At 71.5% G+C, this 18,013-nt stretch carries 18 protein-coding genes and 3 tRNA genes; 9 read left to right on the top strand and 12 right to left on the bottom strand.

The annotated features are described in order from the left end of the window. Positions 1–787: DUF222 domain-containing protein (locus tag BM288_RS14025; RefSeq protein WP_177220401.1), on the bottom strand; the 787-nt coding region annotated here is incomplete at its 3' end. 118 nt (positions 788–905) lie between these two features. Here BM288_RS14025 and BM288_RS14020 point away from each other — a divergent pair. Then, a tRNA-Asn gene (locus BM288_RS14020) sits at positions 906–978 on the top strand. A 64-nt stretch (positions 979–1,042) separates the two neighbouring features. On the opposite strand, the gene BM288_RS14525 is transcribed toward BM288_RS14020, so the two are convergent. Both BM288_RS14525 and def read right to left on the bottom strand, forming a co-directional pair. After that, positions 1,043–1,201 carry a hypothetical protein gene (locus tag BM288_RS14525; RefSeq protein ID WP_177220400.1) on the bottom strand — a complete coding sequence of 53 codons (159 nt, stop codon included), beginning with the start codon at positions 1,199–1,201 and terminating at the stop codon, positions 1,043–1,045. Then, positions 1,201–1,764 (bottom strand): peptide deformylase, encoded by a 564-nt coding sequence (gene def, locus BM288_RS14015; RefSeq protein WP_092919775.1) that lies wholly within the window; start codon positions 1,762–1,764, stop codon positions 1,201–1,203. The genes BM288_RS14525 and def overlap by 1 nt, the downstream gene beginning before the upstream one ends. A gap of 42 nt (positions 1,765–1,806) precedes the next feature. On the opposite strand from def, the gene BM288_RS14010 reads away from it, so the two are divergent. The 4 genes from BM288_RS14010 (at position 1,807) to BM288_RS13995 (ending at position 4,901) form a co-directional block, all read left to right on the top strand. Beyond that, positions 1,807–2,748 (top strand): DMT family transporter, encoded by a 942-nt coding sequence (locus tag BM288_RS14010; protein ID WP_177220399.1) that lies wholly within the window; start codon positions 1,807–1,809, stop codon positions 2,746–2,748. Continuing rightward, complete coding sequence (locus tag BM288_RS14005; protein WP_092919774.1) at positions 2,741–3,940, top strand: glycosyltransferase; 1,200 nt, start codon at positions 2,741–2,743, stop codon at positions 3,938–3,940. Before BM288_RS14010 ends, BM288_RS14005 begins: the two co-directional genes overlap by 8 nt. A gap of 26 nt (positions 3,941–3,966) precedes the next feature. Beyond that, positions 3,967–4,040: transfer RNA gene (locus BM288_RS14000), tRNA-Ile, on the top strand. 36 nt (positions 4,041–4,076) lie between these two features. Then, on the top strand, positions 4,077–4,901 hold the full coding sequence (locus BM288_RS13995) for a phosphatase PAP2 family protein (RefSeq protein WP_092919773.1): 825 nt from the start codon (positions 4,077–4,079) through the stop codon (positions 4,899–4,901). Positions 4,902–5,007: 106 nt separating this feature from the next. On the opposite strand, the gene BM288_RS13990 is transcribed toward BM288_RS13995, so the two are convergent. Beyond that, complete coding sequence (locus BM288_RS13990) at positions 5,008–6,192, bottom strand: low temperature requirement protein A (RefSeq protein ID WP_177220398.1); 1,185 nt, start codon at positions 6,190–6,192, stop codon at positions 5,008–5,010. 75 nt (positions 6,193–6,267) lie between these two features. Here BM288_RS13990 and BM288_RS13985 point away from each other — a divergent pair, with 75 nt between their 5' ends. Beyond that, on the top strand, positions 6,268–7,350 hold the full coding sequence (locus BM288_RS13985) for an alanine racemase (protein WP_092919771.1): 1,083 nt from the start codon (positions 6,268–6,270) through the stop codon (positions 7,348–7,350). Positions 7,351–7,387: 37 nt separating this feature from the next. Here BM288_RS13985 and BM288_RS13980 read toward each other — a convergent pair whose 3' ends face one another. Further along, entirely contained in the window at positions 7,388–8,212 is an 825-nt protein-coding gene (locus tag BM288_RS13980; protein ID WP_092919770.1) for an LLM class flavin-dependent oxidoreductase, read from the bottom strand. Between the two features lie 65 nt (positions 8,213–8,277). Between BM288_RS13980 and BM288_RS13975 the strand changes: the two genes are divergently transcribed. Both BM288_RS13975 and BM288_RS13970 read left to right on the top strand, forming a co-directional pair. Then, the gene (locus BM288_RS13975) at positions 8,278–9,102 is read left to right on the top strand and encodes a DUF1684 domain-containing protein (RefSeq protein WP_092919769.1); all 825 of its coding nucleotides are present in this window, start codon (positions 8,278–8,280) and stop codon (positions 9,100–9,102) included. A 94-nt stretch (positions 9,103–9,196) separates the two neighbouring features. Continuing rightward, entirely contained in the window at positions 9,197–9,724 is a 528-nt protein-coding gene (locus BM288_RS13970) for a DUF3145 family protein (RefSeq protein ID WP_092919768.1), read from the top strand. A 65-nt stretch (positions 9,725–9,789) separates the two neighbouring features. On the opposite strand, the gene BM288_RS13965 is transcribed toward BM288_RS13970, so the two are convergent. The 6 genes from BM288_RS13965 to aceE all read right to left on the bottom strand — a co-directional run bounded on the left by BM288_RS13965 (position 9,790) and on the right by aceE (position 17,280). Beyond that, on the bottom strand, positions 9,790–11,025 hold the full coding sequence (locus BM288_RS13965; protein WP_092919767.1) for a beta-ketoacyl-[acyl-carrier-protein] synthase family protein: 1,236 nt from the start codon (positions 11,023–11,025) through the stop codon (positions 9,790–9,792). Between the two features lie 67 nt (positions 11,026–11,092). Continuing rightward, positions 11,093–11,341, bottom strand: coding sequence for an acyl carrier protein (locus BM288_RS13960; RefSeq protein ID WP_072313678.1), 249 nt, complete (start codon positions 11,339–11,341; stop codon positions 11,093–11,095). A gap of 36 nt (positions 11,342–11,377) precedes the next feature. Beyond that, on the bottom strand, positions 11,378–12,373 hold the full coding sequence (locus BM288_RS13955; RefSeq protein ID WP_092919766.1) for a beta-ketoacyl-ACP synthase III: 996 nt from the start codon (positions 12,371–12,373) through the stop codon (positions 11,378–11,380). Then, positions 12,370–13,290, bottom strand: a complete 921-nt coding sequence (locus BM288_RS13950; protein ID WP_092919765.1) for an ACP S-malonyltransferase — start codon at positions 13,288–13,290, stop codon at positions 12,370–12,372. Before BM288_RS13950 ends, BM288_RS13955 begins: the two co-directional genes overlap by 4 nt. A 5-nt stretch (positions 13,291–13,295) precedes the next feature. Beyond that, the gene (locus tag BM288_RS13945; RefSeq protein WP_318255595.1) at positions 13,296–14,477 is read right to left on the bottom strand and encodes a PucR family transcriptional regulator; all 1,182 of its coding nucleotides are present in this window, start codon (positions 14,475–14,477) and stop codon (positions 13,296–13,298) included. 85 nt (positions 14,478–14,562) lie between these two features. After that, positions 14,563–17,280, bottom strand: coding sequence for a pyruvate dehydrogenase (acetyl-transferring), homodimeric type (gene aceE / locus BM288_RS13940; RefSeq protein ID WP_092919761.1), 2,718 nt, complete (start codon positions 17,278–17,280; stop codon positions 14,563–14,565). Between the two features lie 149 nt (positions 17,281–17,429). On the opposite strand from aceE, the gene BM288_RS13935 reads away from it, so the two are divergent. Continuing rightward, entirely contained in the window at positions 17,430–17,888 is a 459-nt protein-coding gene (locus BM288_RS13935; RefSeq protein ID WP_092919759.1) for a peroxiredoxin, read from the top strand. 18 nt (positions 17,889–17,906) lie between these two features. On the opposite strand, the gene BM288_RS13930 is transcribed toward BM288_RS13935, so the two are convergent. Beyond that, a tRNA-Val gene (locus BM288_RS13930) sits at positions 17,907–17,982 on the bottom strand. Between the last annotated feature and the right edge of the window lie 31 nt (positions 17,983–18,013).

Below are 18,013 nucleotides of genomic sequence, written 5' to 3'. Positions count from 1 at the left end.
CCTCGCAGTCCTCGCCGCACCCGTCGCTGCAGCCGTCGTGGCCGTCGGTGCGGAAGGCGACCTTCACGCGCGGTCCCGACGTGGCATCGAGCACCGACTTCAGCAGCGAGCCGTCCTCGGCGGTGAAGTCGCCGCGGCAGGACCAGCCGCCATGCGCGGCCCGCCAGATGCGGAACGACCGCTCGGTGCGCTGCCGCTCGTCCGCCGGCAGCACCCCGTCCGGATCGATCGCCGCCACGTAGAGGCGCGCCTGATCGGCCAGCCGCTCGGGCACCAGCGGGAAGTCGGCATCGGTGGCGGCATCGACCAGCAGGCCCTCCGCCCACGCCAGCCGCTCCAGATCCGCACGGGGCGCCGCCGGCTCCAAGGTGCCGACGATCACGCGCGCCTGCGGGAGCGAGAGCGCCCCGTCATCGAGCGCGGCCGCCACCCGCGGATACTTGACCGCGATCTCGCCGCCGGTGAGCGACATCCCCTGGCTCGTCATCGCCGCCAACGAGAGCAACTGGTGCGCATCCCGGGTATGGATGCCGAACGACTGCGCGACCGCCTCCTTCGCGCTCCGACGCCCCATCGCGCGACAGATCTGCTGATCGGCCGGGCCCTTCGAGCGCTCATCGATCAGGCCCGCAAGCCGCACCTGCAGCGCATCCACGATCCGGGAGAGCGCTGCCGTGCCCTCCAGCACATCCTCGACCTCGACAACCGGCGCGGCCGCGAGCGAATCGATGCGATCGAGCACGGCACGCGCGGCTTCCACCGCTGCGCCCACCTGCTGCTCGGTCATCATCGACTCCGTCCGTTGCGACGAGAGTAGATGCGGCCACTGACATTGGACGCCGAGAGCCGCTCGATGTGACCCCGGCCCGTGAGTGATGCTACGATTGACGTCGCTCCTGCAGCGATCCTCGATAGCTCAATTGGCAGAGCAGCCGGCTGTTAACCGGCAGGTTGATGGTTCGAGTCCATCTCGGGGAGCGACCGGCCCTCACCCCTCGGGGTGGGGGCCTTTCCCATCCGCCGACCTGCCGACAAGCGTGCGCTACTCGCCGCCGTCCTCGAAGGCATCCGAACCACCCGCAGAGGGCTCGTAGATGGCTGCCTGTGGAGTGCCGGAGCCGACCGAGCCGACGAACGACTCGAACAGCTCGTGCGCGATCTTGACGTCGATGGACGTGCCGTCTAGGGAATCACCCGGCATCAGTCCTCGAGGTCGTCGACGCCCGGCATCCAGGACAGCCCGGGCACGCCCCACTTGTTCTTCTTGACCGCCTTCTGCACGCCCTTCGTGCCGAACGCATCCAGCCGGTCCGCGTAGAGGACGCCGTCCAGGTGGTCGTACTCATGCTGCAGGATGCGCGCGAGCCAGCCTGAGGCTTCGAGCTCGTAGTGCTCGCCGTGCTCGTCCTGTGCCCGCAGGATCGCCCGATCGCTGCGCTTGAGGGCGAAGCGCTCGCCCGGGATGGAGAGGCAGCCCTCCTCGTCCTCCTCGTCGGGGATCCCGAGCGGCGGGGGAGAGACCCACAGCTGCGGGTTTGCGGCCACCCCGCGCGTTCGCGTGCCTTCCGCATCCGTCCAGTCGTAGACGAACAGGCGCCGGCCGATGCCGATCTGGGGCGCTGCCAGGCCCACACCGGGCGCAGCCTCCATGGTCTCGAACATGTCGGCGACAAGGGTCGCGAGCTCGGCGTCGAACGCGACGACGGGCTCGGCGGCCTGGTGCAGCACGGGCTCACCGGTGATGCAGATGGGCAGAACAGTCATGTCCTCCAGGGTATCGATGACCGTGCAGAGTACTGTCTTCAAGTGCTCTTCACCGCGCTCGACGACCTGGCTGCTGAGATCTCTCTCACGCCGCTCCAGGCCCTCGGGATCCCGGTCGCCATCGTCGGCGCCATCTTCCTCTCGGTGGGCACGCAGTTCCAGCACCGCGGCGTCGGCCACTTCGAGGGCGGTGACCAGCGCGGCGCCCAGCTGGGCGGTTCAGCGGTGCTGCGGCTGCTGCGCAACCCGGCATGGGTGATCGGCACGCTGCTGCTGGGTCTCGCGATCGTCCTGCAGCTCGGAGCCCTCGCCCTCGCGCCGCTGATCGTCGTGCAGCCGCTCGGCGCCGTCGCGCTGGTCGTGACGGCCATCCTCAACTCGCGCCTCGCGAACATCCGGCTCGACCACCGCACGATCCGAGCGATCGTGACCTGCCTGGTCGGCATCGGCCTCTTCGTCACCGTCGCCGCGATCTTCGCGGTGGAGCGGCCGATCCAGGATCGTCAGCTGCTGACGGTCCTGTCGCTGCTGGTGGTGGCGCTGGTGGGGCTCGGCATCGTGTGGTGGATCTACCGCAGCCGGGCGAACGCCGTCTTCTACATCGTCTCCGCCGGGGTGCTCTACGGCTTCGTCGTGACGCTCTCGAAGATCGTGATCAACCGTATCATCTCCGGCAACTTCGACTGGCTGACGATCGTCTGCGGCGCAGCTCTGCTGGTCGCGATGCTGGTCGGCAGCTACGCCGTGCAGCTCGCACACGCCTCCGGCCCGCCCGATCTCGTCATCGCCGGCCTCACCGTGGTCGACCCGCTCGTGGCGGTCCTCATCGGCGTGACCGTGCTCGGCGAGGCCGCTGAGACGCCGCCATGGGCGATCATGGTGTTCGCCGCCGCCGGGGCACTCGCCGTCTGGGGCGTCCTCCAGCTCGCCAGGCACCACCCACAGATCCGGACGCTCGAGTCGTCCGAGGAGAACAATGACTGATCGCCCCCTGCGCATCCTGATCGCCACCGACACCTTCGCGCCCGACGTGAACGGGGCGGCGAAGTTCACCACCCGGCTCGCGGCCAGGCTGACCAAGCGCGGGCACGAGGTGCACGTGGTGGCGTCGTCCCTCGGCAGGGGCAAGCACGGCACCCGCGTCGAAGAGCATGAGGGTCAGCGCTTCAGCGTGCACCGCCTGCGGTCGATGCTCTACCCGGGCCACGAATGGCTGCGCTTCGCGCATCCCTGGCGGATGTTCGCGAACGCCGCGTCGCTCCTCGACGCGCTCCGGCCGGATGTCGTGCACTTCCAGTCGCACATCATCCTCGGCCGCGCCTTCTCGAGCGAGGCGAAGAAGCGTGGCATCCGCGTCGTCGGCACCAACCACCTCATGTTCGAGAACCTCATGGATCACTCGAACATCCCCGCCTTCCTGCAGCATCAGACGGTCGACCGGCTGTGGCAGGACGCCGCGACCGTGCTGAGTCGCTGCGACGTCGTCACGACGCCGACGCGGCGCAGCGCCGACTACCTCGAGCTGAAGACCGGGCTGCGCGACGTGCACGCGATCTCGTGCGGCCTGCCCGGCGACGAGTACAGCCCGAACCCGGAGCGCCAACGCGGTCGCATCGTGTTCGTCGGCCGCGTCACGAGCGAGAAGCGGCTCGAGACGCTCGTGCACGCCGTCGCCCAGCTGCCGCAGGATCTGCCGTGGCACCTCGACATCGTCGGCGGCGGCGACCAGATCGACGAGCTCGGAGCGCAGGCGCGCAAGCTGCACGTCGCCGACCGGGTGACGCTGACGGGCTTCGTCTCCGACGAGGAGCTGCGCCAGCGGCTGCGCTCCGCCGAGGTGTTCGCGATGCCGTCGACGGCAGAGCTGCAGTCGATCGCGACCATGGAGGCGATGGCGACCGGTCTGCCCGTGGTGGCCGCCGACGCCATGGCGCTGCCGCACCTGGTCACCGATGGCGTCAACGGCTGGCTCTTCCGGCCCGACGACGCGGCCGACCTCGCCGAGAAGCTCGAGCGCATCCTGCGCCTGAGCGATGAGCAGTACGCGCTGTATCAGCAGCACAGCCTGCAGATGGTCGCACCGCACGACATCGAGGCGACCATCACCGCGTTCGAGCGCATCTACCGCGGCGAGCACGTCGCTGATCCCGACACGCGCGTCGAGATCGCGGACTAGGCTCGATTCCCGGGCCGAAGGCCCACGGGGCGGTAGCTCAGCTGGTTAGAGCAGCGGACTCATAATCCGTCGGTCACGGGTTCAAGTCCCGTCCGCCCTACACATCTGCTTCATGGTCACGAGAGCGGGAAGACCAATGCCAAGCGATCGGACGCAGCCCGTGCACGGGCCCGCCGGCGAGCGCCAGCAGGACACCAGCGTCGGCTCGGTCGAGCTGACCCACTGGCGCAGCCGGCTCGGCCACCGCATGGCGCAGCTCGCGAAGTGGCTCGGCGAGGTCGTCACGCCCTACGGCACGCTGCTCATCACGCTCGCGGTCGGCGCGGCGATCGCCTTCGGCCTCAGCCTGCTGGCCGTCGAGGTCTACGACGCGGTCACCGACGAGGACGGCATCGCAGGCATCGACCGGCCGGTGCTCGACGCCATCCTCACCATCCGAAGCCCGGGGGCGGATGCGTTCATCACCGCGTTCACGGATCTCGCGGGCACCGTGGGCATGCCGCTCGTCGCGGTCGCGGCGCTCGTCATCCTCAGCATCCGTCGTCGCTCGTGGACGCCGACGGTGCTGATCGTCGCGACCGGCGCCGGCTCGCTGCTGATGACGGTCGCTGGCAAGCTGCTCATCGGCCGCGACCGCCCGCCGATCATCGATGCCGTGCCGCCCTACGAGGTCTCCGCCTCGTTCCCCAGCGGCCACACGCTCAACGCGGCGGCGATCCTGGGCGTCATCGCTTACCTGCTCATCCTCCGCCGGCTCACGACCTGGTCGCGGGTGCTCATCGTCGTGGTCGCCGTGGTGGCATCGCTGCTCGTGGCGGCCAGCCGCGTCTACCTCGGCCACCACTGGGTGACGGATGTGGTGGCCGGCTGGGCGCTCGGCGCGGCCTGGCTCGCACTGGTCATCACCGCGCATCGGCTCTACCTCACGTCGCGGCTCCGGCACGACCAGGCAGCCGCCTGAGCCGTCTCGGCTGCCGCTGCGCGGCACGTCCGCGCGGGTGCGCTCGGCTGCCGTGCGCGGAGCCGCCGGGTGCGCTCAGCCGCCGCTGCGGCGCCGCCAGGTGCCCTCAGCCGCCGCTGCGGCGCCGGCGACTGATGCGCTGCACGGTCTCCATGGCCGCCACGCCCACCAGCACGAGCGTCGCCGCAGCGCTCGTGCCGAGCGAGGTGAGCAGCGGTGACACGCAGCCGACGGCGATGAGCGCGAGCACGCCCACCGCCTGCGGGATGATCCAGCGGCGCTCGAGCAGCCGCCGGAACCAGCACGTGCCCACGAGGAACAGCAGCGGGCCTCCGACCACCGCGACGACCGCCGAGACGCTCTGCTCGTCGGGATGCGCCAGCACCTCCTTGTCGCCCACGCTGACGAGCACGATGCCGCCGATCACGAGCAGATGCACGTAGGTGTAGGCCGTGCGCGCGAGGCGCCCGGGCGCCTCCGAGGCGTCCATCGCCTCCGCGCCGATGCGCTCGCCGTGATCGAAGTAGATCCACCAGAGCGCGGCCGCGGTGCAGAACGCCAGCAGCATCGCGATGACCGCCTGCGGTGTGATCTCGAGGTCGACGAAGGCGAAGCCGGTCACCAGCAGCCCCTCGCCGAGCGCGATCAGCACGAACAGCGCCGAGCGCTCGGCGATGTGCGCGCCGGAGAGGTCCCAGCGGCCCATCTCGACCCGGCCCATCCGCGGCACCGGGAACCCGAGCCTGGTGCCCAGCAGCTCGATGCCGAGCGCGGCGGCCCACAGCGGCAGCTGGGCGGCCAGCGGCAGCAGCGCCCCGACGATCCAGAGCGCGCCGCCGGCCGCCGTCCAGACGAGCACGCGGGTGAAGTCCAGCGCCACCTCGCGATCCTCCCGCCGGGTCGCGAGCACGATGAAGCCCGTACGCCCGAGCTGCATGACGACGTACGCCGCGGCGAACACCCAAGCCCGCTCGCCGAAGGAATCGGCGATCGACACGCTCATCACGAGCGCCACCAGCGCGATCGCGATGACCGCGCCGCGCACCGGCAGCCTGATCGGGTCGAGCCAGTTGGTCACCCAGGTGGTCGCGACCCAGGCCCACCACAGCGCCGTCACCATGATGGTGCCCTCGAGCGCGCCCAGCGGGGTCTGGTGCTCGTAGAGATAGGCGGAGAGCTGGGTGAGCGCGAAGACGAAGACGAGGTCGAAGAACAGCTCGACGTAGGTCACGCGATCGGAGCGCGATGCGTCCGCGGGCCGGAGCAGGGCGTAGCGCGCGTCTGCGGTCATGCCAGATGATCGCACGTGCTGCGACATCGCCGCCGCACGGAGTGGCGCGCGCCGTACGCGGCCTAGCATCGAGCCATGGCTCTCAGCACGCCCTTCCTGGCGATCGACCTCGAGCGCATGCAGGCGAACATCGCTCGCGTCGCCGAGGCGGCCACCGCGCGCGGCATCGCGCTGCGCCCGCACGCGAAGACGCACAAGACGATCGAGATCGGGCGGATGCAGGTGGCGGCCGGCGCGCACGGCCTCACGGTGGCGACGGTGGGGGAGGCCGAGGTCTTCGCCGCGGCCGGGCTCGACGACCTGTGCATCGCCTACCCGCTCTGGATCGACGCGGACAAGGCCGCCAGGCTCAGCGCGCTCGCCGCGCGCGGTGCGGCGATCTCGGTCGGCGTCGACTCGCTCGAGGGCGTCGTCCGGCTTGTCCACGCGGGCCTCGCCGGCCGCGTCTCGGCGCGCGTGGAGGTCGATGCCGGCCATCACCGCTCCGGATGCGCTCCGGCAGCAGCAGGGGAAGTCGCCTCGGCCGCGGTGCAGGCGGGCGTCGACGTCGAGGGGGTCTTCTCGTTCCCCGGCCACGCCTACGCGCCCGAGGCGCGCGAGCGCGCGGCCCGCGACGAGGCGGATGCGCTCACGCGAGCTGCGGCGTCGCTGCGCGATGCCGGCGTCGAGCCGATGGTGATCTCCGGCGGGTCGACCCCCAGCCTCGCCGCTGCCCTCGAGATCGACTCACCGGTGAACGAGCTGCGCCCGGGCGTGACCGTCTTCGGCGACGCGCAGCAGTGGGAGCTCGGCTCAGCGCAGCCCGAGGAGATCGCCCTCACGTGCCATGCCACCGTCGTCTCGCACGCGGGCGGGCGGCTGGTGCTGGACGCCGGCTCGAAGGTGCTCGGCCCGGATCGCGCCACCTGGGCGAGCGGCCACGGGCGCTTGCTCGATCACCCCGAGGCGCGCGTCGTGCAGCTGAGCGAGCACCATGCGGTCGTCGAGCTGCCGAGCGGATCCCGTGCGCTGCCGGCGCTCGGCAGCGTTGTGCGCGTCGTGCCGAACCACGTCTGCATCGCGGTCAACATGGTCGACGAGCTGGTCGTCTACGACCGCGGCGACGACCGCGAGCCCGCGGCGCGCTGGCGGGTGGCGGCGCGCGGGCGCAACGCCTAGGCAGCAGGTGTCTCGGGCGCCCGCGGCAGCGAGCGGCTCAGGCGACCGCGGCGCCGATCGTCTCGGCGAGCCGCAGGATCCCGTCGCCGGCGTCGATCCGCCCGTCGCGGTCCATGGCGATCAGCCCCAGGCTCGTCACGCCCAGCGCACCGTACTCGGCCGCGAGCCGCGCGATCTCTGACGGCGACGCATCCGCCTGCACGCTCGCGAACAGCACGATCGCGTAGGGCAGGTCGAGACCGATCGCCGCGCGGGCCTCGCGCACGGTCGCGATCGCGGCCCTCGTCACCTCGAGCTGCTCCTCCGGTGCCGCGTCGCTCGTCAGCAGCACGCCGTCGCCGAGCTCGCCCGCGAGTGCCAGCGTCTTCGGCTTGACGCCGCCGATCAGCAGCGGCGGCACCTCGTGCGGCGGCCAGCGCAGCTGCACGCGATTGAGGTGCACGTAGCGGCCGTCGACGCTCAGCTCGTCGCCCGCGAGCAGCGTGCGCAGCGCGGTGGCGTGCTCGGTGAGCAGCGTGAGCGGCGATGCCTCGCGCACGCCGGCCTGCGCCATCCACTCGAGCACGCCGTGGCCGATGCCCGGCAGCAGCCTGCCGGGGAACATGCGCGCGATCGTGGCGATCTCCATCGCGGTCAGTGCGACGTTGCGCAGCGGCACCGGCAGCAGGCCGATGCCCACCCGGATGCGCTCGGTCGCGGCGAGCACGGCGGCCGCTGTCGAGGTGCCCGACTGCCCGAAGCAGTCCTCCCAGAGCCAGAGCTCGCCGACGCCGGCGGCATCGGCGGCGCGGGCGACATCGAGGAATCGCTCCGGCGCCTGATCGGGCGGGAGGACGAGGCCGAGGGCGGGGGAGGTCTGCATGGCACGACCGTACGCGAGGCCCCTGACGGCCGCTCCCACCCGGTGGTCCTCGGTAGACTCGGGGCATGATCGACTCTGCCGTGACCGCTCCCGCCGACGCCGCCATCGCGCAGCATGAGGCCTTCCGCCGCAAGCGCGACCAGAGCGTGCGCGCGCCCCAGGGGGCGCTCGCGCTGACGACCACCGCGTGGGTCTCGGAGGCCACCGAGGTCGAGGGTGTCGCGGGCAGCTGGGCGCCCTCGCCGACGGGCGACGGCCTGCAGGTGACGGCGGATGCGTCAGCCGAGATCGTCGTCGACGGCGAGACCGTCGACGGCACGGTGAGCGTCTACGCGCAGGAGTCGATGACGCCCAGCACGGTGCGCTTCGACGAGCGCCGCACGGCCTTCGTGATCGGCCCCGACTTCAAGGGCCGCTTCGCGCTGCGCGTGTGGGATGCGGAGGCGGCGACCGAGCGCGGCTTCGAGCAGATCACCGCCTTCGACTTCGATCCGGCGTGGCACGTGCAGGGCACCTACGAGCCGGTCGAGGGCGGCGTCGACTTCGAGTACGGCAAGTCGCAGGGCGGGTCGCTGCGCCGAGCGACGTCGCCCGGCACGATCCGCTTCGAGCACGAGGGCGAGCAGGTCGAGCTCGTCGCGCTGCCCGACGGCGACAGCCTGCAGATCGTCTTCGCCGACGCGACGACGGGCGAGGAGACCTACGACGTGGGGCGCTTCCTGTTCGTGCGCCCGCGGCACGACGGCACGGTCGACCTCGACTTCAACCGAGCCATCGTGCCGCCGTGCGCGATGAGCGACCAGTACAACTGCCCGCTGCCGCCGGCCGGCAACCGGCTCGCCTTCCCGATCCGCGCGGGGGAGCAGCGGCCGGTCTTTACAGGCGAATGACAGGCTTGTCACTCCCGCACGCCATGTGAGACACTCAGGGCGTCTCGAGCCCGGTTCGACCGATGGGGAAGTCGCATCGAACGAGGGAGAGACGATGACTGCTGCGAACACGCTCAGGCGACGCTCCGCCACCACCGCGGGGGTCGCCTGGATCCACGCGTCCCCGCGCGCGATGCGCACGCATCTGGAGTGGGCGATCGGCCAGGCCGTCGGCGACGCGCTGCGCTTCATCTGGCAGCCGCAGCCGGTCGAGCCGGGCATGGAGCGCACCGAGGTGCACTGGAGCGGCCCCGTCGGCACCGGTGCCGCGATCGCCTCCGCCCTCGCGGGCTGGCGCGACGTGCGGTTCGAGGTGACCGAGGATCCGACGCCCGGCAGCAACGGCATGCGCTGGATGCACACGCCGCGGCTCGGCATCAGCGCCCAGCGCATCGACGCCGCAGGCTCTCTCGTGGTGCCGGAGGAGCGCCTCCGCGGCGCCATCGAGGCCGCAGGGCCCGATGCCCGCGCGCTGCTCGCGGCGCTCGACGACGCCATGGGCGGCGCCTGGGATCGCGAGCTGGAGTCCTACCGGCACGCCTCCGACGGCTCGCCCGTCATCGCGCTGCACCGCGTCGGCTGACGCCGCCCCCCCCAGACCGCTGAGGCCCCCGCTGCGTACAGCGGGGGCCTCGGCTACGTGTCGGCTCAGACCGAGCGGATCGCCACCACCGCGTTGTGGCCGCCGAACCCGAACGAGTTCGACACGGCCAGCTGCGGTCCCTCGCCCAGCGGGATGGGGGTGCCGGAGATGCGCAGCGGCGCCTCCGGGTCCTGCTCGGTCACGTTGATGGTCGGGGGAGCGCTGCGCTCGTGCAGCGCGAGCACGGTGAAGGCCGCCTCGAGCGCACCCGTGCCGCCCAGCAGGTGGCCGTGCGCCGCCTTCGTCGCCGAGACCGGGATCTCGCTGATGCGGTCGCCGAAGATGCGGTGCAGCGCGCGCACCTCTGCCACGTCGCCGACGGGCGTGGAGGTGGCGTGCGCGTTGATGTGCGTGACGTCGTCGGCGCTGGCCTCCGCGTGCTCGAGCGCCAGCTGCACGGCACGGCTGGCGCCCAGGCCCTCTGGCTCTGGCGCGGTGATGTGGTGCGAGTCGGCGGTGACGCCGCCGCCGGCGAGCTCCGCGTAGATGCGGGCGCCGCGGGCGAGCGCGTGCTCCTCGGTCTCGAGCACGAGCGCGGCCGCGCCCTCGCCCATGACGAAGCCGTCGCGGGTGACGTCATAGGGGCGGGATGCGGTGGCCGGGTCGTCGTTGCGGCGCGAGAGCGCCTGCATGGACGAGAAGGAGGCGAGCGTGATGGGGTGGATCGCCGACTCGCTGCCGCCCGCGATCACGACGTCGGCGAGCCCCGCCTGCAGGTGCTCGAAGGCGTTCACGAGCGCCTCGGTGCTGGAGGCGCAGGCGGAGGCGACGGTGCGCGCGTAGGCGCGCGCCTGGAAGTGCATGGAGATGGCCGCGGATGGGCCGTTCGGCATCAGCATCGGCACGGTCATGGGCAGCACGCGGCGCGGGCCCTTCTCGCGCAGCGTGTCCCAGGCGTCGAGCAGGGTCCAGAGACCGCCGATGCCGGTGGAGAAGTCGACGCCGAGGCGCTCGGACGGCAGCTCGGGGGAGCCCGCGTCGGCGAACGCCTCCTTGGCCGCCACCAGCGCGAACTGGCTCGAGGGGTCGAGCCGCTTGGCCACCGGCCGCTCGAGCACCGTGTCGGGGCGCACCCTCGCCTGCGCGGCGAACGTCACCGGCAGCTCGTACTGCGCGACCCAGTCGTGCTCGAGCGTGCGCGCGCCGGACTCGCCGGCCAGCAGCGCCTCCCAGCTCTCGCGCATGGTGCCGCCCAGCGGCGACGACGCGCCCAGGCCGGTGATGACGATCTTCTTCGTCATGACTCTCCTCGCAGATGCCGCGTGCGGCCGGTCGCCCGGCCGCACGCGCGTTCGATGAACGTGGGGCTCAGGCCTGTGCGCCCGTGATGTAGTCGACGGCGTCCTGCACGGTCTTGAGGTTCTTGACCTCGTCGTCGGGGATCTTGACGTCGAACTTCTCCTCGGCGTTCACGACGATCGTCATCATCGAGATCGAGTCGATGTCGAGGTCGTCGGTGAACGACTTCTCGAGCTGCACGTTCTCGGTCGCGATGCCGGTCTCGTCGTTCACGAGGTCGGCGAGTCCGGCGAGGACCTCGTCCTTGGTGAATGCCATGGGGTGTCTCCTTCTGATGGATTGGACGGGTTGAGTCTAGGGGAGCACGACGACCTGGGCGCCGTACACGAGCCCGGCGCCGAACCCGATCTGCAGCGCGAGGCCACCCGAGAGCTCGGGCTGCTCCTCGAGCAGGCGGTGCATCGCGAGCGGGATCGAGGCGGCGGATGTGTTGCCCGTCGTCTCGATGTCGCGCGCGATCGCGACGGTGTCCGGCAGCTTCAGCTGCTTGGCGAACTCGTCGATGATGCGCATGTTGGCCTGGTGGGGGATGAAGGCGGCCAGGTCGCCCGGCTCGATGCCGGCGGCGTCGAGCGCCTCGCGGGCCTTCTTCGCCATCTCCCACACGGCCCAGCGGAAGACCGTCGGGCCGTCCTGCCGCAGCGTCGGCCAGGGCGCGCCGTCGCGCATGGAACCGAGCGTGTTGGTCATCCTGATGGTCTCCCAGTGGGAGCCGTCCGAGCCCCACACGGAGGGGCTGATGCCGGGCTCGTCCGCGGCGCCGACCACGACCGCGCCCGCGCCGTCGCCGAGCAGGAAGCTGATCGAGCGGTCGGTCGGGTCGACCACCTCCGAGAGCTTCTCGACGCCGACCACGAGCACGTGCTCGGCCATGCCGCTGCGCACGAGCGCGTCCGCCTGCGCGACGCCGTAGGCGTAGCCGGCGCACGCGGCCGAGATGTCGAAGGCGGGGGCAGGCGTGGCGCCGACGCGCTCGGTGAGCAGCGCCGCCATGGACGGCGTCTGCACCGTGTTGCTGATGGTCGAGACGATCACCGCGTCGAGCTGCGAGCCGTCGATGCCGGCGCGCTCGATGGCCTCCTTCGCGGCCCGCTCGGCGAGGTCGACCGCCTCGCTGCCGTCCGAGACGCGAGCGCGCGTGGCGATGCCGGTGCGCTGCCGGATCCACTCATCGGAGGAGTCGATCGGGCCGACGAGCTCGTCGTTGGGCACCAGGCGGTCGCCGCGCGCGGCACCCACCGAGAGGATGCGCGATCCGGCTCGAGTGGGAAGGCTCTTCAACGTCGTCATGCTGCCGCTCCGCTCTCCAGCAGCGCGACGGCTGCCTCCAGGTCGTCAGGGGTCGTGATGCCGACGGCGGGCACGCCGCGCAGGCCGCGCTTGGCGAGGCCGGTGAGCGCGCCGGCGGGCGCGAGCTCGACGATGCCGGTCACGCCGGCCTCGGCGAAACCGGCCATGCACAGGTCCCACCGCACGGGGCTCGAGACCTGGCCGACGATCAGCTCGAGGAACTCGGTGCCGGATGCGACCACGCCGCCGTCCCGGTTCGTCCAGAGCGTCGTGGTCGGGTCGGTCGTCGCCGTGGCGGCGGCCTGCGCGCGGAAGCGCTCGACGGCGGGCACCATGTAGTCGGTGTGGAAGGCTCCGGCGGTCTGCAGCGGGATGACGCGTGCGCGCTCGGGCGGAGCCTCGGCCAGCGCGGCGAGCGCGTCCAGCGCGCCGGCGACGACGATCTGGCCGCCGCCGTTGTAGTTCGCCGGCTGCAGGCCCAGCTCGGCCAGCCGCGCCTCGAGCGCCGCCTCATCGGCCCCGAGCACGGCGGCCATGCCCGTCGGGGTCTTGGCTGCCGCATCCGCCATCGCACGAGCGCGCTCGCCGACGAGCGCCATGGCATCCTCGGGCAGCAGCACGCCGGCGGCGACCGCGGCGGTGATCTCGCCCACCGAGTGCCCCGCGAAGCCGCTCGCGAGCGCTGCGCGGTCGCCGAGCGCGTCGAGCGTCAGGATGCCGGCGGCGACGATGAGCGGCTGCGCGACGAGCGTGTCGCGGATGGTGTCGGCGTCGGAGACGGTGCCGTGCTCCACCAGGTCGACGCCGGCGGCCTCGCTGAGCGAGCGGAGACGCTCCGGCACGCCGGGCAGCTCCAGCCAGGGAGCGAGGAAGCCGGGCTTCTGGGAACCCTGGCCGGGCGCGACGATGACGATCACGGGTCTCATCCTGCCACCGGGCCCTTGCCGCGCGGGGCATGACGGGTCGGCTGCGGCTGCCGCTGGGTGCGGTCGCGCGTGGCGTCCTGGACGGAGCCGAGGATGATCGCGGTGTGCAGCGCGAGGGCCTCGCGGGCGCCGGTGGCGTCCCAGCCGATGATCTCGCTGATGCGCTTGAGGCGGTAGCGCACCGTGTTCGGGTGCACGAACAGCTCGCGGGCCGTCGCCTCGAGCGAGCGGCCGGTGTCGAGGTAGCAGGCGAGCGTCGCGAGCAGGTCACTCGAGTGGTCGCGCAGCGGCTGGTAGATGCCGCGCACCAGATCGGTGCGGGCAAGCGGGTCGCCGGCCAGCGCACGCTCGGGCAGCAGGTCGTCGGCGCGCACCGGGCGCGGCGTGCGGCGCCACGCGTCAGCGACGGCGAAGCCCGCCAGCGCGGCCCTCGCGCTGCGCGCCGCCTCCACGACGCTGGGCACCGGCGGGCCGAGCACCAGGTGCCCCTCGCCGAAGCCCTCGGCGAGCTGCGCGGCGATGGCGAGGAAGTCGATCGGCTCGTGCTCGGGCGCCTCCGCGACCGGCTCGTCGGTGCTCGGCGCGGCCCGGCCGATCACGACCACCAGCCGGGTGCCCTGCACTCCGATCAGCACGTCGCATCCGGCATGCCTCGCCTTGCGGCGGATGACGTCGACGTCGACGGTGCGCGGCGCAAGGCCGACCAGCACGGCGCACTCGCCGCGCCCGTGCCAGCCGAGCGCGGCCGAGCGGCTGGGCAGCTCGTCGTCGTGCTCGCCGGTGAGGATGGAGTCGACCACGAGGGCCTCGAGCCGCGCATCCCACAGGCCGCGGGACTCGGCCGCGCGCGCGTAGACGTCGGCCGCGGCGAACGCGATCTCGCGCGAGTAGCGCAGGATCGGCTCGCGCATGGCGGGATCGGCGTCGCCGATGCGCTCCTCGAACACCGCCACGGTCGTGCGGATCAGCTGCAGCGTCTGCTGCAGGCTCACGCTGCGCAGCAGCTCCCTGGGCGCGGCCGCGAAGACATCCGCCGCGATCCAGGGCTGCGCCTCGGGATCCTCGTGCCAGGCGATGAATGAGGTGATGCCCGACTGCGCCACCAGGCCCACCGCGCTGCGCCGCGAGGGCGGCATCGTGCGGTACCAGGGGAGCCGGTCATCCAGCGCCCGGGTCACCTGAGTCGACAGGTCGCCGGAGATGCGCCGCAGCCACGCGAGCTGCTGCGGCTTCAGCTCCTCCTGCTCAGCCAGCGCCGGACCCCTACGCGTCGCCGCCGCCGGTGCCCGACTGGCCCGCGTTCACGTCGTGCAGGCTGTACTTGTCGATCGCCTGCATCACCATGCCCAGCGGCACCTTGCCCTGCTGCGCGAGCGCGTCGAGGGCGCGCACGACCACCGAGTGACTGTCGATGGTGAAGAACCGGCGGGCGGCCGAGCGCGTGTCGGAGAAGCCGAAGCCATCGGCGCCGAGCGTCGCGTAGTCGCCGGGCACCCACTCGCGGATCTGGTCCGGGACGGCGCGCATGTAGTCGGTCGTGGCCACGAACGGGCCCTCGGCCTCGGACAGGCGCTGCGTGACGTACGGCACCTTGGCGGGCTCCTGCGGGTTGAGGAAGTTGTGCTCGTCGGCGGCCAGGCCGTCGCGCCTCAGCTCGCTCCAGGAGGTGACCGACCAGATGTCGGCCGAGACGCCCCAGTCGCTGCCGAGCAGCTCCTGCGCGTGGTGCAGCCACGGCAGCGCGACGCCCGAGCCGAGCAGCTGCACCTTGAGCGGGTGGTGATCGCTGGTCGAGACGCGGTGGATGCCGCGCTGGATGCCCTCGACATCGACGTTCTCCGGCTCGGCCGGGTGCACGATCGGCTCGTTGTAGACCGTCATGTAGACGATGACGTTCTCCGGGCTCTCGCCGTACATGCGCTCGAGGCTGTGCTGCACCAGGTGCGCGATCTCGTAGCCGTAGGCCGGGTCGTACGCCAGCACGGACGGGTTGGTCGAGGCGAGCAGCGGCGAGTGGCCGTCGGCGTGCTGCAGCCCCTCACCCGTGAGCGTCGTGCGACCAGCGGTGGCACCGATGAGGAAGCCGCGCGTCATCTGGTCGGCGGCCGCCCAGATGGAGTCGCCGGTGCGCTGGAAGCCGAACATCGAGTAGAAGACGTAGATCGGGATGAGCGGCTCGCCGTGCGTCGAGTACGACGTGCCGGCGGCGGTGAACGCCGCGACCGCGCCTGCCTCGTTGATGCCGACGTGCACGATCTGGCCGTCGGGCGCCTCCCGGTACTTCAGCAGCAGGTCGCGGTCGACCGAGGTGTAGTTCTGGCCCTTGGGGTTGTAGATCTTCGCCGTCGGGAAGAACGCGTCGATGCCGAAGGTGCGCGCCTCGTCGGGGATGATCGGCACGATGCGCTCGCCCCAGCCCTTGTCGCGCAGCAGATCCTTGAGCAGCCGGACGAACGCCATGGTGGTGGCGATCTCCTGCTTGCCGGAGCCCTTCTTGGGCATCTCGTAGGACTTGTCCCCCGGCAGCGGGATGATCGTGTGCTTCGCCCTGCGCTCGGGCGTGAAGCCGCCCAGCTCGCGGCGGCGCTCGAGCATGTACTCGATCTCGGGCGAGTCGGCGCCGGGTTGGAAGTACGGCGGTCGGTACGGGTCGGCCTCGAGCTGCTTGTCGGAGATGTCGAGCTGCATCGAGTCACGGAACGACTTCAGGTCGTCGAGCGTGAGCTTCTTCATCTGGTGGGTCGCGTTGCGGCCCTCGAAGCTCTTGCCCAGCCCGTAGCCCTTGACGGTCTTCGCGATGATGACGGTCGGCTGGCCCTTGTGCTCGGTCGCGGCCTTGTACGCCGCGTAGACCTTGCGATAGTCGTGGCCGCCGCGCTTCAGCGCCCAGATCTCGTTGTCGCTCAGGTGCTTGACCATCTCGAGCGTGCGGGGGTCGCGGCCGAAGAAGTGCTCGCGGACGAACAGCCCGGATTCCGCCTTGTAGGTCTGGTAGTCGCCGTCGGGCGTGGCGTTCATGAGGTCGCGGAGCGCGCCCTCGTGGTCGTTCGCCAGCAGCGAGTCCCACTCGCGGCCCCAGACGACCTTGATGACGTTCCAGCCGGCGCCGCGGAAGAACGACTCCAGCTCCTGGATGATCTTGCCGTTGCCGCGCACCGGGCCGTCGAGGCGCTGGAGGTTGGCGTTGATGACGAAGTTCAGGTTGTCGAGGCCGTCGTTCGCGGCCAGCTGCAGCGCGCCGCGCGACTCGACCTCGTCCATCTCGCCGTCGCCCAGGAACGCCCACACCTGCGAGTCGGCGACATCCTTGATGCCGCGGTTGGCGAGGTAGCGGTTGGCCTGCGCCTGGTAGATCGCGTTGATCGGGCCGATGCCCATCGACACCGTCGGGAACTGCCAGAAGTCGGGCATCATGCGCGGGTGCGGGTAGGAGGGGATGCCGTTGGGCGCCTTCGACTTCTCCTGCCGGAAGGCGTCCATCTGCGTCTCGCTCAGGCGGCCCTCGAGGAACGCGCGTGCGTACATGCCGGGGGATGCGTGGCCCTGGTAGAAGATCTGGTCGCCGCCACCGGGGTGGTCGTAGCCGCGGAAGAAGTGGTTGAGGCCCACCTCGTACAGGGCGGCGGAGGAGGCGTAGGTCGAGATGTGGCCGCCCACGCCGATGCCGGGCGCCTGCGCGCGGTGCACCATGATCGCGGCGTTCCAGCGGATCCAGCGGCGGTAGGTGCGCTCGAGCTGCTCGTCGCCGGGGAACTCGGGCTCGTCCTCGGCCGCGATGGTGTTGAGGTAGTCGGTGGTCGGCACCATCGGCACGCCCAGGTGCAGCTCCTTCGAGCGCTTGAGCAGGCTCAGCATGATCTCCCGACCGCGCTGCGGACCGTGCGCCGCGACGAGCTGGTCGAGCGACTCCTGCCACTCAGCGGTCTCGCTCGGGTCTGCATCGTTGGTGTGGCCCGAGTAGGGGTCCTGGTCGTTCAGCACCGAAGCTCCTGACGTCGATCTGGAGGCGCGCCTGGGTGTCGGCGCCCGCAACCTCCACCATATCGACCGAGCCGTGCCCGCGAGGTCTCGCGGAGCGCACGCTCTGGCACGATGAGGATGCGGCGAGGCCGCTGGAGAGAAGAGGACGCATGGCACTGCAGATCGGCGACGAGGCACCCGACTTCACGCTCAGGGACCACACGGGTGAGGCGGTCACGCTCTCCGAGCTCCGCGGCCGCCCCGTGGTGCTGGTGTTCTACCCGGCGGCCTTCACCGGCCGCTGCACGGGCGAGCTGTGCTCGATCCGCGACGAGCTGGCCGACTTCCAGGGCGCGGAGGCGCAGGTGTACGGCGTCTCGGTCGACACCGCGGCCTCGCTCGGCGTCTTCCACGAGCAGGAGGGGCTCACGTTCCCGCTGCTGAGCGACTTCTGGCCGCACGGCGAGGTGGCGCAGGCCTACGACGCCTTCCTGCCCGAGCGCGGCGCGGCCACCCGTGCGACCTACGTCATCGACCGCGAGGGGCGCATCGCAGCGCACTTCCGCGTCAGTCCCTCCGAGTCGCGCGACATGGGTGCGTACCGCGAGGCGCTCGCGCAGCTGGCGTAGCGAGGCGCGAGCAGCCGGTGGTGGGCGGTGCCGGGCTCGAACCGGCGACCCCTTCGGTGTAAACGAAGTGCGCTACCAGCTGCGCCAACCGCCCGTGCACCATTCTGCCACCGGCCGGGACGAGC

Source organism: Agrococcus baldri (assembly GCA_900114805.1).
GTDB lineage: Bacteria > Actinomycetota > Actinomycetes > Actinomycetales > Microbacteriaceae > Agrococcus > Agrococcus baldri.
The sequence above is the reverse complement of the archived record's forward strand: the minus strand, read 5'-3'. Positions and strand labels throughout refer to the sequence as shown.